Genomic DNA, 469 nt, shown 5'->3' with positions numbered 1-469 from the left:
GCACATCTTCCATATTGGGCAATGAATTTGCTTATACGATTGTCATTATATTCAATCGTTCGACTAGGAATAAAGTTTTTCATAACATAGCTTAATACTCTTTTATTAATCGCCTTTAGGTTTTGATGAATTTTGTTTCTGCCGACGGCAGTATAGTTACATATGTCTTGAGAGAAACATAGATTTGTTTTGTGTCGTTTTCCATAAATCGGCACAAATACCATGTTCTGTATCTTATACAGCCTTGTCTTATACCCTTTGTAGCGTTTTTGTAGAGTGTTCGTCATGTCTAAAAATGCTGCTTCTTTTCTATGGTCCTTTAATCGGTTATAAAGACTCTTGCTAAGATGGAGATTTAACCCATTTAAATTATCAACAATTTGAGTTGCCGCTGAGTAATAGTTTTGAATACCCATTACGACAGTATTGTAGTTCCAAACCGTTGCTGCACATGGCTTCTTTTGGATTG

Annotated in this window: 1 pseudogene; it reads right to left on the bottom strand. The window is 35.0% G+C overall.

The annotated features are described in order from the left end of the window. Nucleotides 1-469: pseudogene (locus tag ACFSCX_RS16195) on the bottom strand (group II intron reverse transcriptase/maturase); the annotation flags it as partial.

The organism is Bacillus salitolerans, assembly GCF_042680805.1.
GTDB classification, from domain to species: Bacteria; Bacillota; Bacilli; order Bacillales; family SA4; genus Bacillus_CJ; species Bacillus_CJ salitolerans.
The sequence above is the reverse complement of the archived record's forward strand: the minus strand, read 5'-3'. Positions and strand labels throughout refer to the sequence as shown.